The sequence below is a fragment of the Streptomyces sp. HP-A2021 genome (assembly GCF_022807935.1).
GTDB lineage: Bacteria > Actinomycetota > Actinomycetes > Streptomycetales > Streptomycetaceae > Streptomyces > Streptomyces afghaniensis.
The window spans coordinates 646,152-661,775 of sequence record NZ_CP094344.1; the positions used below are offsets into that span (position 1 = coordinate 646,152).

Below are 15,624 nucleotides of genomic sequence, written 5' to 3' on the forward strand. Positions count from 1 at the left end.
CGCGCTTGGGCCGACCGGCCCATCGGGAGGGTCGGGCGGCACCTGCCCTCACCAGGACGACCGTCCGACGCTGGAAAGGACGAAGCCCACACAGCTGCCGTACGGAGCCGAGGAGCGCGGTGTCATGGTCAACTTTTGGGGCGGCCGGTCCGCGACCGCACTGACGAAGGCCCTACCGGACCCGGGTACCAGGACCGGTCGGCCCTATCGCACGCCCCATGCACCCGGCTTCGCTGGGACCATGTCCGATACTTCCATCGGGTCCACTCCGCATCCCACGGAGCGCACGGTCGGCGGGACCACCGTCGTGACAGTGTGTGGCGAGATCGACCTGCTCACGGCACCGGGTCTGGCGGGGCGCCTCGACGTACTGACCGCCGGTCCGTGCCCCGACCTGGTACTGGACCTGGGCGCGGTGTCCTTCATGGACTGCACCGGGCTGGGGGTCCTGTGCCGGGCACGGAACAGGGCCATGGCTCGGCACGGCCGACTACGTCTGGTCACCGACAGCACCTTCTTCCGGTGGACCCTCCGGCACGCCGGTCTGGCGGGCGTCTTCGAAGTGCTCCCGTGCCTGCCCGATGGCGTGGCCGATACGCCGACCGCCGAAGCTGACAACGTCACGGCGGGCCGACCGGCCCCAGAGCTCCGCTGACCGCCAGGACGGGCCGGGCTGAGCCCCGGGCAGGGCTCAGCCCCGGGCAGGGCTCAGCCCCGGGCAGGGCTCAGCCCCGGCGACACGCCGCCGACCGCAGCCCTTCCCGTCAGCTCGTCAGCTCCTGGCCGATCCGCGCCGCCCATGCCTTGATCTGGTCGAAGTCCCGGAAGTCCCCGCCCTTTCCGTTACGGACGATCATCCGGGCGACCCATCCCTTCGCGCCCTCCCGAAGGCAGCCGCCGAAGGTGATGTGCTCCTGGGCATCGAGCTGGGCCATGGCCTTCTTCACCCCGGGCACGGGCGGGATGTCCCGCTCCGATGCCGAGGGGTCGAGCGGGCCGCTGCTGAACAACCACACCGGGCGTTCGGCCAGGGCCTTGCCGTGACGCCGGACGAAGCGGCGGGCATCCTTGTGCCAGCGGCCGGCGTACAGCCCGCCGCCGACCAAGACGGCGTCGTACGGCGCCGCACTCGGCACGGACCGGGCCGGGAGGGCATCGACCGTCAGCCCGTCCTCGCGCAGGACTTCGGCGATGGTCTCGGCGATCTCCGCGGTGGATCCGTTCGTCGTTCCGTAGGCGACCAGCACGTTCGTCGGCATGATGGTCCGCCTCCTCTCACAGTTTTCGCAGAAAGTCGTCGGTCACGCCGTGCAGCGCCTGTTCGTCCGACCGCAGACGCGTGTCGTCCAGGCGCCAGGTGAGCCTGTCGACGACGGCGACCACGCCGTCGATCTGCCGGGTCATGGATGCGGCGATGGCCGTCTCACTCCTGCGTTCCAGTTGGCCGGCGAGCGTGACCACGCCTTCGGTGACGGAGACGTCGATACTGCTCGGTGCCAGCCACAGCGCACGTACCAGTACCTCGTCGATCACCTCGTCGCGGATCTCCGCGTCGGGCCGCAGAAAGACCTGGAGCAGGTCGCGCCGGGTGACGATGCCGACCAGCCGGTCCTCTTCGTCGAGCACCGGCAACCGCTCCACGTGCCGCCGGGCCATAGTCCGCGCGGCCTCGATGATGGTGTCGTCGGCGTGCACGGTGAACGGTGGCGTGCTCATCAGCTGACCGGCCGTGCGCGCCGTCGCCTTCGCGGCCCGGCGCCGCACGGCGGGATTCAGCACAGCGAATCGGAAGCGGCGGCTGGGCTCGTACGGGGCGGGGGTCGCGGCCTGGTGGGCCATCAGGTCGGTTTCGGAGATGACGCCGATGACTCGGTCGTCCTCGTCCACCACGGGCAGTCCGCTGATCCGGTGGTCGGCGAGCAGCCGGGCCACTTCTTTGAACGGGGTTCCGCAGACGGCCCGGACCACGTCCATGGTCATGACGGAGCCGACTTTGTTGTGCTTCATGGTGTGTCCTCCTCGGCTGGCTCGGCCGACGCGGCTGACTCAGCGGAGTCGGCGCAGATAGGGGTCCTGGGCCCGGCGCGGCAGCAGGCGCAGTCGGGCGTCGAGCACGGTGACCGCGCCGGGCGTCGCGAGGACCGGGTTGAAGTCGGCCTCCGCGAGCTGTGGCAGGTCGCTCGCCATACGCGACAGGCGCAGGAGCAACTGCTCCAGCCCCGGGAGGTCCAGGGGCCGGCCGCCACGCGAGCCGAACAGCAGCGGTGCACAGCGCGGAGACGTGATCAGGTCGTGCACGTCGTGGTCGGTGAGTGGCGCGAGTCGGGCGGCGTGGTCAGCAAGTACGTCTGTGGCCGTGCCGCCGAGCCCGAAGAGGACGAGCGGCCCGAAGACCTCGTCCTGGACGACGCCGGCGAACAGCTCGGTGCCGCGCTCGGCGAGCGGCTGGACGACCACCCCGCTCAGCCGGTCGCCGAAACGTGTCCCGAAATCCCGGAAGCCCGCCCGCACTTGGGCGTCTCCTTCGAGGTCGAGATGGACGGCACGCTCCTCGGTCTTGTGCACCAGTCCCGGCCAGTACGCCTTCAGCACCACCCGGCCGTCCGGGCCCCGCAGCCGCCGGGCCGCGAGGACCGCCTCATCCTCTGTCTCCGCCCAGGCCCACGGAATCTGGGGGATGCCACAACAGTCGAGGAGTTCAGCGCAGGCGCGTGGGTCGAGCCAGCCGCCATCCGGCCACACGGCGAGATACTCCTCGGCGATCTCATGAGCTCGCCCTGTGCCGATGTCTTCCAGTTCCGGGACCGTGCCGACGGGCCGGCTGAGCCAGGCAGCGCGGCGCGCCGCGTGGGCCAGCGCCCGGGCCACGGCCTGCGGCTCGGCGTACGAGGGGATCGTGCCGCCGGCGGCCGCGGGCAGCAGTGTCACCGGAACGCCCTGCTCCAGGCGTACGACGGCGACCGGCCGGTCCCGGCGGCTCGGGACGCGGGTCGCCGCCCGCGTCAGGTCGTCGCCGGTCGCCTCGGCGACCGCCGTGGGCACCAGGGCCACGAGGACCGCGTCGATGCCGCCGTACGTCATCAGCCGCTCGACACACGCGCTGAGCTGCTCCTCGGTCACCGCGGCCGTGGCATCCACCGGATTGCCGATCGCGGCTCCGTCAGGCAGCACGGCTTTCAGGTCATGGGTCAGCTCGTCGCCGAACGACGACAGCACGAGCCCCGCCTCCGCACAGGCGTCGGCAGCGAGCACGCCGATGCCGCCCGCGTTCGTGACGACGGCAACGCCGTTACCCGCTGGGAGCGGCTGGGAATGCAGCAAGGCGGCGGTTTCCAGGAGTTCGCCGACCGAGCGGGTGGCGGTGATACCGGCCTGGGTGAACAGCGCCTGCCGGGTCATGGTGCGGGTAGCGGCAGCCGCGGTGTGCGACGCGGCAGCCCGCCGGCCCGCCTCCGTACGGCCGGCGTCCACCGTGAGGACCGGCATGCGGCGGGTCACGCGCCGGGCCGTACGCGAGAACGCGCGCGGGTTGCCGAACGACTCCAGGTGCAGCAGCGCGAGGTCGGTGCGGCCGTCGCTTTCCCACCACTGAAGCATGTCGTTGCCGCTGACGTCGTACTTGTCGCCGAGGGAGGCGAAGGTCGACACGCCGATGCCGAGGCGGGACAGTCCGTCGAGGAGCGCGATGCCGACGCCGCCCGACTGCACGGCGACCCCCGCCGTGCCGGGGCGCGGATGGTCGGCGGCGAAGGTCGCGTCGAGACTGACGTGCGGATCCGTGTTGGAGATGCCCAGACAGTTCGGGCCGACGAGCCGCATGCCGTACGTGCGGCAGGCGGCCATGAGCGCCCGTGCCTGGTCGGCGTCGAGGCCGGCGGTGACGACCAGGAGAGCTCGTACGCCCGCCTTACCGCACTCCTCGGCGGTAGCCGGCACCGCGGCGGCGGGCACGGCGAGAACCGCGAGATCGGGGGTCTTCGGCAGGGCGCTGACCGACGGGTGGGAGGGCACGCCGAGGATCGCGGTGGCGGCGGGGTTCACTGCGAACAGGTGCCGGGTGAAGCCGCCGGCCTTCAGGTGGTGAAGGATCGCCCGGCCCACTGACCCGGGCCTGCGCCCGGCGCCGACGACGGCGACCGCGTCCGGCCGGAAGAGCGGCTGCAGACTGGCCACGTCGGCGGCCCGGCCCCGCTCCTCCACGGCCGACAGGTAGGCATCGTCCTGGTCCAGCTGAATGGTGCAGCGCACCTCGGGGCCGTCGAAGTGCCGGGCCGTGCGCAGACCGAGGTCGGCGAAGAGCCGGAGCACTTCATGGTTCTCACCCAACGCGTCGGCCGTGAACGCGGTGATGCCGTTCGCGCGGGCGGCGGAAACCAAGTGCTCGACGAGAAGGGTGCCCACCCCACGGTGGTGCACGCCGTCCGCGACCGCGACGGAGATCTCGGCCGTATCCTCCTCGCCGCCGCTGTCGTACTCGGCGAGCCCGATCACCCGGCCCTGCGTCTCGGCGAGCAGGGCCCGGTAGCCCGCGCGCGCCGGCGCGCAGGCCCGGTCGGCGGCCATCGCGGCGGAACGGCGGCTCGCCGCGAAGAACCGCAGCCGCAGGTTCTCCGGGGACATCTCCTCGTAGAAGCTTCGCAGCCGCTCGTGATCGCCCGGCCGCACGGGACGTATGCACACGGTGGTGCCGTCCGCGAGCAGCGCGTGGACCGGGGGGCGGTCGAGCAGATCGTTCGTCATGGTGGTCTCCTCCGAGCCGCTCGGCGGCTGCCGACGCTTCGAGCATCCAGCGCGTCCTGAAGCGGCCCTATGGGCCGTCCGGGGCAGCCGGGGGCCGATCGGCCCTACGGCGCCCCGCGGTAAGTCCCTGGTACGCCGCGCGGCTGGCCGGCCGGACCACCGCCTCTTGGGTTGTGTCTCAGTCGTGGGCGACGACGGCGAGGGGCGCTGTGGCGTGGTGCAGGACGGCATGCGTGACCGGACCGATGTGCACCCCGAACGGGTGGCGGCGTATCCGTCGGCCGACGACGACCAGCGAGGCCCTGCGGGAGGCGTCGATCAGGCGGCCCGCCGGGCTGCCTGATGGGGACTCCTCGGCCACCTCGACGGACGGGTACTTCTGCCGCCACAAGCTCAGTGCCTCGGCGAGTGCGGAGACGTGCCAGTGGGCGATCTGGTCGTACCGTTCCAGGTCGGTGGTCGGGCCGTCCATGTAGTACGGGGGCAGGCTCCACCCGTGCACGGCCCGCAAGCCGGTATCGCGCCGGGCAGCCTCGTCGAAGGCGAACTCGATCACCGAGGCATCTAGGTTGTCGATGTCGATGCCGAGCACGACCGGCCGGTACCGCGTCACGGCCGACGGTATGCCCGCCGGGTCCATCTCGTGCTCGTCCGCCGCCTGCTCACCGGCCCGGACCAGGACCACGGGGCACTCGGCGTGCGCGACGACGGCCAAGCCGACCGAGCCGACCAGGAACCCGCCGATCCCGCTCAGGCCACGCGAGCCGAGTACGAGCAACTCGGCTCCCTTCGCGGCCTCGCACAGCATCTCGCTCGGGCGACCGGCCAGATGCTCGGCGGTCACCTCGACACCGGGGTGGCGCAGCCGGAGACCCTCGGCAGAATCGCGGGGAATCTTCTCGCTCCAGTGCTGACGGGTCTCGGCGCCGAGCAGCGGGGCCTGTGCCACGGGCTCCGGCACTGGCTCCCACACGTGGAGGATCTTGACCGGCAGGCCGCGCAGTTTCGCCTCACGGGCAGCCCACTCGGCGGCGGCCCGGCTCTCCGGCGAGCCGTCGAGGCCGACGATGATCGTGCGCGTCATGGTCTCCACCTCCTGAGTAACGGCTGATGGTTCGAGCGTGCCTACGCGAACGGTCGTCGTCGAGGGGCCACAGGTCCCCTGTAGGGACCGACCGGCCCCACCGGCACAACTGGGGCCGATCGGCCCTGGTGCATCCGGCCCCGGCGCGTAACGATCGTTGTCAGGGGCAGTCTGCAGTCCGCCCTACCGGCGTTCCGGGGAACGAGGGGTCGAGATGACCGAGCCGCGCACCTTCACCGAGGAGCACCCGATCCGGGTCTTCCTGCTCGACGACCACGAGGTCGTGCGCCGCGGTCTGACGGACCTCCTGGACGCCGAACCCGACATCTCGGTGGTCGGGGACGCCGAGAACGTCCAGCACGCACTCGCCCGGGGCCCTGCGCTCCGCCCCGACGTGGCCGTTCTCGACGTACGCCTGCCGGACGGCGACGGCATCACCGTCTGCCGCGAGCTGCGCAGCCGCATGCCCGAGCTGGCCTGTCTGATGCTGACCTCGTTCGACGACGAGGAGGCGCTGCTCGACGCGATCATGGCTGGGGCCGCCGGTTATGTGCTCAAGCAGCTCAGGGGCTCCGACCTGGTCTCGGCGGTACGCACGGTCGCCACGGGACAGTCCATGCTCGACCCGGAGACAACGGGCCGGCTGATGCGCTCGCTGCGCGCCGACCCCTCCGAGGAACCGGCCGTCGCACCCGAACTGGCGAGCCTTTCGCCACGGGAGCGGGACATTCTCGCCCTGATCGGCGACGGGCTCACCAACCGCGAGATCGGCAAGAAGCTCTACCTCTCCGAGAAGACCGTCAAGAACCACATCTCCCGGCTCCTGGCCAAGCTCGGCGTACAGCGACGTGTCCAGGCCGCTGTCCTCGCGTCACACCTGGAGCACTCCGAGGCGAGCGAGCGCCCGGCGCACTGAGCCTGAGTCACCGGCAAGCCGACGGTCATCCTTGCGGCGACCGCACCGGAACCCGCCACACCACCCGGGTACCGCCTCCCTCCGGCCGCTTACCGATCCGCAGCTCCCCGCCGAGCGCGATGGCCCGCTCCTCCATGTTCTTCAGCCCACTGCGCGCGACACCCTCCGGTACCCCGCGACCGTCGTCGGTCACCGTGAGGGTCAACTCTCCCTTGGCGCACCGCAGGTGCACGTCGGCGGAGCGGGCCCCGGAGTGCCGGGCCACGTTGCTCAGAGCCTCGCCGAGCACCGCAAGCACGTGATCAGCGACATCACCCGGCACGTCGGTGTCGACCAGCCCCTCGATCCGCACCGCGGGAGTGAAACCCAGGGACGAGTCAGCCGCCGTCACCGCGCCCGAGACCCGGCCCCGCAGACCGCTGCTCTCCCTCGCCCCACCGCTGTGTGTCCGCAGTCCGAAGATCGTGGACCGGATGATCTTGATGGTCTCGTCCAGATCATCCACGGTCCGCGTCAACCGCTCCACGGCCTCCGGATGATCGACGAAGCGCTGGGTGCTCTGCAGCGTCATCCCAGCCGCGAACAGCCGCTGAATGGCCAGGTCATGCAGATCACGCGCGATCCGGTCACGGTCCCGCAGCAGCGCGATCTGCTCGGCGTCCCGCCGCCGCTCGGCCAGCTCCAGCGCCAGCGCCGCCTGCCCGGCGAACCCGAGCAAGGGACGGGTGTCGGCATCCGTGAACGGCGTACGCCCCGCCGCACGCCCCAGCAGCAGCACACCGCCGGCCTTGCCGCCGACCTCCAGCGGCACGCCGACCACGGGCCCGAGCCCGGCCCACTGCGCCGCATGCCCACTGGTCCGGGCATCCTCATGGATATCGGCGCTCACCGCAGGCTCCGCCGTGGCGAGAACGGCGGCCACGAACCCGTCCTGCCCGGACATCACCAGACCGCTGCGCCGCTCCGCGTCCAGCCCGACGGCGAGCATCGGCCGCAGCGCGTTCTCCTCGGGCACCCGTTCGGCGATCATCCCGGCATCGGCGTCGGCGATCTGCCGCGCCTGCTCCACGATCAGCCCCAGGACATCCGTGCTCGGGGCCCCCGACAGCAGGGCACGCGTGACCTCGGAACTCGCCCCCAGCCAGCGCTCGCGCAGCCGCGTCTCCTCGTACAGGCGGGCGTTCTCCACGGCCACACCCGCCGCCACCGCGAGGGTGGAGAGCACCGACTCGTCCTCGGCGTCGAACTCCACCGCGCCGCGCTTCTCTGTGAGGTACAGGTTGCCGAACACCTGGTCACGCACCCGGATGGGGACACCGAGGAAGGAGTGCATCGGAGGGTGGTGCGACGGAAAGCCGTACGAGGACGGATGCGCGGAGATCTCCGCCAACCGCAGCGGCTCCGGATGCCGGATCAGCTCGCCCAGAATGCCGTGCCCGCTCGGCAGATCCCCGATCCGGGCCCGCTGCTCGTCACTGATGCCGACGGTGTGGAACTCGGAGAGCATGCGGTCGTCACCGATGACTCCCAGGGCCCCGTACTCGGCGTCCACGAGCACGACAGCCGCCTCGACGATGCGCCGGAGCACCTGCGCGAGATCCAGCTCCCGCCCGACCGACAGCACCGCCTCCAACAGACTGTGCACGCGATCCTGAGCGCCGCGCGCCGCGTCGATACGCGCCTGCAGTTCGTCCAGCAACTCGTCCAGCCGCAGCTTCGGCAGGTGCTGACCGGGCTGCCCGCGCCGTTCCCCGCTCATCGTCGCCTCCGACCGGCTCCGCGGACACACCCAGGTCAGGCGGGCGTCTTCCACCCTTCACGATAGTGGCGGTGGCAGGGTTAGGCAGGCACCACGCGCCGCCTCCTCGACCCCACCTGCCTCGCGCCCGTCCCCTCGGCCAGCGCGGTCAAAGCGGGGGCTGCGGGAGTTGGCGACGGCGGCGTCATGGCCGAGCGCGGTCAACCGACGGGCGGGATTGCGACCGATATCGCCCGCCGCGATGATGCCGACCTTCGCAGATGCCGGCCGCCGAAACGATCGGTAACATGCCCCGTCCGCCGGACCGGTCGGTCAGGGCACCGACCGCGATGCGCCCCAGAGAGCCGACCACGTCGGGCACCGCGACCAGCAGCGACTGCTCGAACGACGGAGCGGCTCAATACCGGGCGTCCCGCGATAGCTCGGCACTTCGCCGTGGCTCGATCCGCATAGGGGACGACGGGCGGGCCGGACGCATGTCAGTTGGGGAGCAGCAGGCGGAAGGTGGCGTGCCCGGGGGTGCTGGTGACGTCGGCGGTTCCGCCGTGGGCGGTGATGACGGCGTGGACGATGGCGAGGCCGAGACCTGTGCTTCCGGTGCTGCGTGAGCGGGCGCGGTCGGCGCGGACGAAGCGTTCGAAGACTTCGGGCTGGAGTTCTTCGGGGATGCCCGGTCCGTTGTCGCTCACGGTCACGCAGGTGTTGGTGGTGTCTGCGGTGAGGGAGATGGTCACCTCGGTGCCCGGTGGGGTGTGGGTGCGGGCGTTGGCGAGGAGGTTGCCGATGGCCTGCTGGAGACGGTGTGCGTCGCCGGTGACGGTGACGGGTTCTTCGGGGAGGTCGAGGAGCCAGCGGTGTTGGGGGCCTGCGGCGCGGGCGTCCTCGGTGGCGTTCAGGACGAGCCGGGTCAGGTCGACCGTCTCGCGTTCGAGGGGGCGTCCGGCGTCGAGGCGGGCGAGGAGGAGCAAGTCGTCGACAAGGCGGGTCATGCGCTGTGATTCGGCGTCGATGCGTTCCAGGGCGTGGTGGACTTCGGCGGGGACGGGGCTGTGGTGGCGCAGGGCGAGTTCGGCGTGGCCGCGGATGTTGGCCACGGGGGTGCGGAGCTCGTGGCTGGCGTCAGCGGCGAAGTGCCGGAGTCTTTCCTCGCTGGCGCGGAGTCTTTCCTCGCCGGTCTGGCGCCGGGTGAGGGCGTCCTCGATGTGGCCGAGCATGTGGTTGAGCGCGGTGCCGACCTGGCCGACTTCGGTTTGTGGGTCGGTGTCGGGCAGGGGCTGTGGCATGGCGACTTCGCCGCTGGCAAGCGGCAGCCTGGCGACGCCGGCGGCCTGTGCGGTGACCCTCTGGAGGGGGCGCAAGGAGATCTGTACCCACAGGGCGCCCGCGATGGCGGTGGCTGCGAGGGCTGCGCCGAACACGGCGGCCTCGACGGCTTCGAGGCGGTGGAGTGTGTCTTCGACGGGGTGCAGCGGCAGACCGGTGATCAGGATGTCGTGGTCGTCGCCCTGGACGGCCGTGAGGCGGTAGGGCCCGAGCGTGGAGAGGCGGATGGTGTGTCCGCGCCCGTCGGCGGGGAGGTCTGCCAGTGCGCGGCGATCGCCTTGGGTGAGCTGGACGGGGCGGTCGGTCGCGTCGTCGACCACGGCGGCCTGGGTGACGGCGCCGGCAAGGAGGCGGGCGCCGAAGGTCGCCTCGGACTGCCCGCGGGTATCGGGGCGGTTGTCGGCGTCGGGTGTGGCTTCGTGTTCCAGGCTGGCGGCGAACCGGCCGCCGGAGGCGGTGAGCTGTTCGTCCAGACGCCCCACCAGGAACCCTCTCAGAGCGAGGACGGTGGTGATGCCGACGGCGAGACACGCGATGGCGAGGAGGGCGACGAGTCCGGTGGTGAGCTGGCCGCGCAGGGAGCGGGGCGCAAGGCGTCTCACGAGGGCTCCGGCTTGAGGACGTAACCGACACCGCGCACCGTGTGGATCATCGGGGTGCGTCCGGCGTCGATCTTTTTGCGCAGGTAGCTGATGTAGAGCTCGACGATGTGGGCGCGGCCGCCGAAGTCGTAGGCCCAGACCCGGTCGAGGATCTGGTCCTTGGACAGCACCCTGCGGGGGTTGCGCATGAGGAACCGCAAGAGTTCGAACTCGGTGCGGGACAGGTCGACGACCGTGCCGGCGCGGCGGACTTCGCGGGCTTCCTCGTCCATGGTGAGGTCGCCGACCGTCAGCCAGTTCTCGCCCGGCTCTGTGGTCATGCCGGCCCGGCGCAGCAGTCCGCGCAGCCGGGCCAGGACTTCTTCCAGGCTGAAGGGCTTGGTGACGTAGTCGTCGCCGCCCGCGGTGATGCCTGCGATGCGGTCCTCGACCGCGTCGCGGGCGGTCAGGAACAGCACGCACACGCTGGGCGCCTCGCGCCGCAGTTCGCGCAGGACCTGCAGGCCGTCGAGGTCGGGCAGCATCCAGTCCAGGACCACCGCGTCGGGCCGGAAGTCACGGGCCGTCGCGAGCGCGCCGACCCCGTCGGCGGCCGTCCGCACCTGCCAGCCCTCGCCGGTCAGTACGCCGGCCAGCACGTCGGTGACGTCGGGTTCGTCGTCGACGACCAGGACCCGCACCGGTGCCCCGTCGGGGCGGTGCAGGAGAGATTTCGTTCGGCGCTCGTCCATGGTCGGTCCAGCATCCCCCAGCCCGGCGCTGCCGTGAGGGGCGGGACCTCTGAGTTTCCTCTGAATCGCCGCTGAGGCGGGCTGCCGGAGGCTGTTTCAGAAGGTACGCAGAGGTGGGGCCGTGAGGCTGGCCGCCCATCGCCGGAGCGTGCTCTTCCGGAAGGAGCCTCATGACCACCACGTTCACGTCCACCACCTATGCGAGCCGCGCCATGCGTCACCGGCGGCCTCGCCGCAGCATCGTGCCGTTCTTGGCACAGCTGGTGATCTGGACCGGTGCCGCCGGAGTGCTGGGATTGTGGTGGAGCGACACGACCTCCGTGATCGGCCCTGCGGGCTGGCTCACCGGCGCGGGGCGTATCACCGGTCTGCTGGCCGGCTACGCCTGCGCGGTCCTGCTGGCGCTGATGGCCCGCATCCCGCTCCTGGACAACACCGTGGGCACCGACCGCCTCGCCCGCTGGCACGCCCTGGGCGGCCGCTGCACCATCTCGCTCGCCCTCGCCCACACCCTGCTGATCATCTGGGGCTACTCCCTCGCCTCCCACACGAACGTGGTCAGCCAGACCTCCACGCTCGTTCTGCACTACCCCGATCTCCTCAAGGGCACCGCCGGCTTTCTGCTGTTCCTCGCCACCGGCATCCTCTCGGCCCGCGCCGTGCGCCGGAAGATGAGCTACGAGACCTGGCACTACCTGCACTTCGCCACCTACCTGGCCATCTTCCTCACCTTCGGACACCAGCTGTCCAACGGCGCGGACTTCGTCGGCAACCGACTCGCCCAGGTGGCCTGGTACACGCTCTTCCTCGGCGTCGCCACGCTGGTGGCCTGGTACCGGTTCGCCGTCCCCCTACGGCGCGGACTGCGCCACCGCCTGCGGGTCACCGCCGTGCATCCCGAGGCGCCGGGCGTTGTCTCCGTCCACCTCAGCGGCGACCACCTGGACGAGCTGAGGGCTGAGCCGGGCCAGTTCCTGCGCTGGCGCTTCCTTACCCGCGGGCTGTGGTGGACCGCCAACCCCTACTCGCTGTCCGCCCCCGCCCATCCCGATCGGCTACGGATCACGGTGAAGACGGCGGGCGGGCACAGCGGCGCGCTCGCCCGGCTGGCTCCCGGCACCCGCGTGTGGGCCGAGGGCCCCTACGGCGGCTTCACCGCGCACCGCCGCACCGCCGCCAAGGTCCTGCTCCTGGGCGGCGGCGTCGGCATCACCCCCCTGCGGACGCTGTTCGAGACACTGCCGGGACAGGTCACGCTCATCTACCGGGCCCGCCGCCCCGAGGACCTCGCCCTGCGAGGTGAGATCGACGCGATAGCCGCCCACCGCCACGCCGCCGTCCACTACATCGTCGACGAGCCGGCCGGGTACTCATCGCCGCTCACCGCTGAGGGCTTGAGCAGCCTGGTGCCGGACCTGGCCGCGCACGACGTGTACCTCTGTGGCCCGCCTGGCATGGCCGAGGCCGCGATACGGGCCCTGCGGGAGGCAGGCGTGCCGGGCCGCCGCATCCACCACGAGTCGTTCGCGTTCTGAGGGAGAACCGCCATGCGCCGAGCCGTCCTCGCCACCACCGGGATCAGCGCCCTGATCGTCACGCTGCTCGCTCTCAAACCGCACCAGCCCCCCGCCCTGGCCGCCGTCCCGCCACGTTCCCCCCTGGCATCCTCCTCGCCGCACACTCCCGGGAGTACCCCGTCGGGCAAGCCGAGCGGGACGGGCACGTACACCGGAGATCCCATCGACACCCAGTACGGGACCGTGCAGGTGGCCGCCACCCTCACCCACGGCAGACTCACCGCCGTCCGGGTACTCCGGGCACCGGACCAGAACGGCCGGGACCAGCAGATCGCCTCCTACGCCCTGCCCCGACTGACCCAGGAAGCCATAGGTGCCCAAAGCGCCCACATCGACGCCATCTCCGGCGCCAGCTACACCAGCCAGGGCTACATCCAGTCCCTGCAGAGCGCACTGGACCAAGCCCATGCCTGACACCACAACCCGCCTGCACCACGTCGAACACGTGATGGGCACCGTCTTCTCCTTCGACATCCGCGACCAGCCCACCCCGGCCATCCACCGCGCGCTCGCCCACGCCGTCCGTGCTCTGCACACGGTGGACGCGGTGTTCTCCACCTACCGCCCAGACAGCGCCATCAGCCGGCTCGGCCGCGGCGAAATCCGCCCCGCTGACTGCCCGCCGGAGGTCCACGAAGTGCTGTCGCTGTGCGCCCACGCCACGCACGCCAGCGACGGCTGGTTCAGCATCACCCCCGACGGCTCCCTCGACCCCGCCGGCCTCGTCAAGGGCTGGGCCACCGAAACCGCATCCCAGCTGCTGCATGAAGCTGGCGCCCGCAACACGTGCGTCAACGGCGGCGGCGACCTCCAACTGCGCGGCCAGGCGGCCCCCGGCGCCCCGTGGCGCATCGGCATCGCCCACCCGCTGCGCCCCGGCGAGCTCGCCACGGTCATCACCACCGAGGGGGACCTGGCCATCGCCACCTCAGGAACCGCCGAACGCGGCGCCCACATCCTCAATCCCCACCACGGCACACCCGCCACGGAGCTCACCTCCATCACCGTCACCGGCCCCCGGCTGACCATGACGGACGCCTACGCCACCGCCGCGTTCGCCCGGGGCGACAGCTCCCGGGACTGGCTCGAATCGCTGCAGGGATACGAGGCGCTCGCCCTCAAACCCGACGGCCAGACATGGCGCACAAGCGGATTCACCGTCCATGGACGATGACGCGGGTTACGGGCCACCTCATGCCTTTGAGCAACGCGCGCCCCCTCACGACCGCGGCCCCCACTGCCGCGGCCGGCCGAGTCGCCCGAGCCGCGCCTGCCCCCTCCAGCCTTGAACGCCCACCTCGAAGGAGCCCCCGTGGGACCCCATCTCATCAACGGCATCCCCGCGCACGTCCTGTTCGTCCACGTCGTCGTGGTCCTGGTGCCCCTCACCGCACTCTGCCTGATCCTGTGTGCCGCCTGGCCGTCGGCAATGCGCCGATTCGGTATCGCACTGCCGATCCTCGCCCTGGTATCCCTGGTGAGCGTGCCACTGACGACACAGGCCGGCGAGTGGCTGGAACGACACGTGGACAGCAACGCTCTGGTGCGCAAGCACACCGAGCTCGGTGACCAGCTGCTCCCCTGGGCGGTGGCCTTGTTCGTGCTGGCCACCGCCGTGTGGTGGACGTATCGTCGCGCCGCCGCCCGCACCCCCGAGGCGGTGGAATCCACAGGCAGGGCCGTGGCAACGGTGCACCTTCCGCTGCGCGTGGCCGCCGCCACACTGTCGCTCGTCATCGGCGTGGGCGCGGGCATACAGGTCTACCGAATCGGGGATTCCGGCGCCAAAGCCGCCTGGCACGACGCCTACTCGGTCAATCCCCAGCAGGAGCGCGACTGACCCGCGCCTGCCCAGACGCGCTCGCGGCCGAATGGGTAATGCGTAGTCAAGACATCGATGAGCCATACGGCATCGAGTCGACGCCGAAGTGCTCGCAGCGCATGCGCAGGGGTCCTTGCGCGCTGCAGAGTCAATAGTCGGGTGCGGTCGTTGTTGCTGGACAGACTCACGACACGACGCGCACGACTCAGTTCACAGTAGGTTGCAGGCCGGGTCAGGGTGATCTCGATCGCGTGGTGCGCGGTCACGGGTGCGTCGCCTTCCTGCTCCGGCCGGCAGGCCCTTGGCGCCGGGTGAACGTCGGGCGCCGGGTGTGGATGACCTCGTGGTGGATAAGGGGTCGAAGGGCTCCCACTCGGTTACCGCCACGTCGGCGGCTGTGGGAATGGCAGCGTGCTCGGGGCAGCGTTGGGCCCTCCAACGCAGTTGCTCGGCATAGGGCAGGCCGGTGACTCCGTAGACGGCCATGACTGCTCCAGGCAGAGGAAGCTGACCATGCCTTGTGGCGACGGGCACGAGAGTCCAGACACCTCCCTGGGTCTCGGGCGTGAGCAGGCGACTTGTGCAGCGCAGCGGTGGCGGCGCCGGGTCTGGGCGACGCACTGGATCTCGTCCACCGGGCGGTTGGCGAGGTAACGGCTGTACAAGAGTTGGGCGACAGGACGGGCCGGCCGACAGGTGGCCATCGGTGAGGCTTCCGTGTTCGGCAGGGTGGAAGGAGGAACGAATGGGCCGCTGTCGATCAGGCGGCGGGTGTTGACCGCCAAAGCGCGCCTCAGCGCTGCCAATTCGGGTACGGCCGGAAGAGCGTGACGGGCAGGGCACAGCATGACCTGCGGGAGGCGGCACCAGCCACTGCCGTCGCCCGCCGGGCGAGCGACGCCGCGGCTGACGTGCCATTGTCAGGTAGCGGGCACCCTCTCGGCAGGCAGCTCGTGAGGGTGCAGGCGGATGGATAGCTCGTTGGTGCGGTGGTACCACTCGATTCGCAGTCCCGGCAGCGGTCACTTTGACCGCAACGCAGTAGACGACCGGCGCTCTCGTGGCTTAGG

At 71.1% G+C, this 15,624-nt stretch carries 14 protein-coding genes and 2 pseudogenes; 6 read left to right on the top strand and 10 right to left on the bottom strand.

The features are described from left to right. Positions 1–241: 241 nt before the first annotated feature. The gene (locus tag MQE23_RS03090) at positions 242–655 is read left to right on the top strand and encodes an STAS domain-containing protein (RefSeq protein ID WP_051185517.1); all 414 of its coding nucleotides are present in this window, start codon (positions 242–244) and stop codon (positions 653–655) included. A gap of 109 nt (positions 656–764) precedes the next feature. On the opposite strand, the gene MQE23_RS03095 is transcribed toward MQE23_RS03090, so the two are convergent. The 4 genes from MQE23_RS03095 to MQE23_RS03110 all read right to left on the bottom strand — a co-directional run bounded on the left by MQE23_RS03095 (position 765) and on the right by MQE23_RS03110 (position 5,824). Then, positions 765–1,259 (bottom strand): flavodoxin domain-containing protein, encoded by a 495-nt coding sequence (locus MQE23_RS03095; RefSeq protein ID WP_243378161.1) that lies wholly within the window; start codon positions 1,257–1,259, stop codon positions 765–767. A gap of 16 nt (positions 1,260–1,275) precedes the next feature. Then, entirely contained in the window at positions 1,276–2,007 is a 732-nt protein-coding gene (locus MQE23_RS03100) for a CBS domain-containing protein (RefSeq protein ID WP_243378162.1), read from the bottom strand. A 39-nt stretch (positions 2,008–2,046) separates the two neighbouring features. Next, on the bottom strand, positions 2,047–4,740 hold the full coding sequence (locus MQE23_RS03105; protein WP_243378163.1) for a bifunctional GNAT family N-acetyltransferase/acetate--CoA ligase family protein: 2,694 nt from the start codon (positions 4,738–4,740) through the stop codon (positions 2,047–2,049). 178 nt (positions 4,741–4,918) lie between these two features. After that, a complete protein-coding gene (locus MQE23_RS03110) occupies positions 4,919–5,824 on the bottom strand; it encodes a universal stress protein (RefSeq protein WP_243378164.1) in 906 nt (301 codons plus the stop codon). 214 nt (positions 5,825–6,038) lie between these two features. On the opposite strand from MQE23_RS03110, the gene MQE23_RS03115 reads away from it, so the two are divergent. After that, on the top strand, positions 6,039–6,740 hold the full coding sequence (locus MQE23_RS03115; RefSeq protein WP_243378165.1) for a response regulator transcription factor: 702 nt from the start codon (positions 6,039–6,041) through the stop codon (positions 6,738–6,740). 25 nt (positions 6,741–6,765) lie between these two features. Here MQE23_RS03115 and MQE23_RS03120 read toward each other — a convergent pair whose 3' ends face one another. From MQE23_RS03120 to MQE23_RS03140, 5 genes and pseudogenes are all read right to left on the bottom strand, one after another. Continuing rightward, the gene (locus MQE23_RS03120; RefSeq protein ID WP_243378167.1) at positions 6,766–8,499 is read right to left on the bottom strand and encodes a GAF domain-containing protein; all 1,734 of its coding nucleotides are present in this window, start codon (positions 8,497–8,499) and stop codon (positions 6,766–6,768) included. Positions 8,500–8,556: 57 nt separating this feature from the next. Further along, positions 8,557–8,745 carry a hypothetical protein gene (locus MQE23_RS03125; protein ID WP_347710161.1) on the bottom strand — a complete coding sequence of 63 codons (189 nt, stop codon included), beginning with the start codon at positions 8,743–8,745 and terminating at the stop codon, positions 8,557–8,559. A 13-nt stretch (positions 8,746–8,758) separates the two neighbouring features. Next, positions 8,759–8,887: pseudogene (locus tag MQE23_RS03130) on the bottom strand (MFS transporter); the annotation flags it as partial. A 91-nt stretch (positions 8,888–8,978) separates the two neighbouring features. Beyond that, the gene (locus MQE23_RS03135; protein WP_243378168.1) at positions 8,979–10,424 is read right to left on the bottom strand and encodes an ATP-binding protein; all 1,446 of its coding nucleotides are present in this window, start codon (positions 10,422–10,424) and stop codon (positions 8,979–8,981) included. Further along, complete coding sequence (locus MQE23_RS03140; protein WP_243378170.1) at positions 10,421–11,155, bottom strand: response regulator transcription factor; 735 nt, start codon at positions 11,153–11,155, stop codon at positions 10,421–10,423. Before MQE23_RS03140 ends, MQE23_RS03135 begins: the two co-directional genes overlap by 4 nt. A 170-nt stretch (positions 11,156–11,325) precedes the next feature. On the opposite strand from MQE23_RS03140, the gene MQE23_RS03145 reads away from it, so the two are divergent. The 4 genes from MQE23_RS03145 to MQE23_RS03160 all read left to right on the top strand — a co-directional run bounded on the left by MQE23_RS03145 (position 11,326) and on the right by MQE23_RS03160 (position 14,572). Then, positions 11,326–12,690, top strand: a complete 1,365-nt coding sequence (locus MQE23_RS03145; protein WP_243378171.1) for a ferredoxin reductase family protein — start codon at positions 11,326–11,328, stop codon at positions 12,688–12,690. Between the two features lie 12 nt (positions 12,691–12,702). Next, positions 12,703–13,146: an FMN-binding protein gene (locus MQE23_RS03150; RefSeq protein ID WP_020273028.1), complete on the top strand. Its 444-nt coding sequence runs from the start codon at positions 12,703–12,705 to the stop codon at positions 13,144–13,146. After that, positions 13,139–13,906: an FAD:protein FMN transferase gene (locus MQE23_RS03155; RefSeq protein WP_243378173.1), complete on the top strand. Its 768-nt coding sequence runs from the start codon at positions 13,139–13,141 to the stop codon at positions 13,904–13,906. The genes MQE23_RS03150 and MQE23_RS03155 overlap by 8 nt, the downstream gene beginning before the upstream one ends. Before the next feature lie 138 nt (positions 13,907–14,044). Then, positions 14,045–14,572: a DUF2231 domain-containing protein gene (locus MQE23_RS03160; RefSeq protein WP_037669557.1), complete on the top strand. Its 528-nt coding sequence runs from the start codon at positions 14,045–14,047 to the stop codon at positions 14,570–14,572. A gap of 359 nt (positions 14,573–14,931) precedes the next feature. Here the strand turns inward: MQE23_RS03160 and MQE23_RS03165 are convergent. Continuing rightward, positions 14,932–15,573: pseudogene (locus tag MQE23_RS03165) on the bottom strand (DUF6083 domain-containing protein). Between the last annotated feature and the right edge of the window lie 51 nt (positions 15,574–15,624).

Bases quoted from the DNA above. Each gene is read 5' to 3' on its own strand.
- MQE23_RS03115 (WP_243378165.1), top strand. From the start codon at position 6,039: ATGACCGAGCCGCGCACCTTCACCGAGGAGCACCCGATCCGGGTCTTC.
- MQE23_RS03150 (WP_020273028.1), top strand. From the start codon at position 12,703: ATGCGCCGAGCCGTCCTCGCCACCACCGGGATCAGCGCCCTGATCGTC.
- MQE23_RS03140 (WP_243378170.1), bottom strand. From the start codon at position 11,155: ATGGACGAGCGCCGAACGAAATCTCTCCTGCACCGCCCCGACGGGGCA.
- MQE23_RS03110 (WP_243378164.1), bottom strand. From the start codon at position 5,824: ATGACGCGCACGATCATCGTCGGCCTCGACGGCTCGCCGGAGAGCCGG.
- MQE23_RS03105 (WP_243378163.1), bottom strand. From the start codon at position 4,740: ATGACGAACGATCTGCTCGACCGCCCCCCGGTCCACGCGCTGCTCGCG.
- MQE23_RS03120 (WP_243378167.1), bottom strand. From the start codon at position 8,499: ATGAGCGGGGAACGGCGCGGGCAGCCCGGTCAGCACCTGCCGAAGCTG.
- MQE23_RS03090 (WP_051185517.1), top strand. From the start codon at position 242: ATGTCCGATACTTCCATCGGGTCCACTCCGCATCCCACGGAGCGCACG.
- MQE23_RS03155 (WP_243378173.1), top strand. From the start codon at position 13,139: ATGCCTGACACCACAACCCGCCTGCACCACGTCGAACACGTGATGGGC.
- MQE23_RS03145 (WP_243378171.1), top strand. From the start codon at position 11,326: ATGACCACCACGTTCACGTCCACCACCTATGCGAGCCGCGCCATGCGT.
- MQE23_RS03100 (WP_243378162.1), bottom strand. From the start codon at position 2,007: ATGAAGCACAACAAAGTCGGCTCCGTCATGACCATGGACGTGGTCCGG.
- MQE23_RS03095 (WP_243378161.1), bottom strand. From the start codon at position 1,259: ATGCCGACGAACGTGCTGGTCGCCTACGGAACGACGAACGGATCCACC.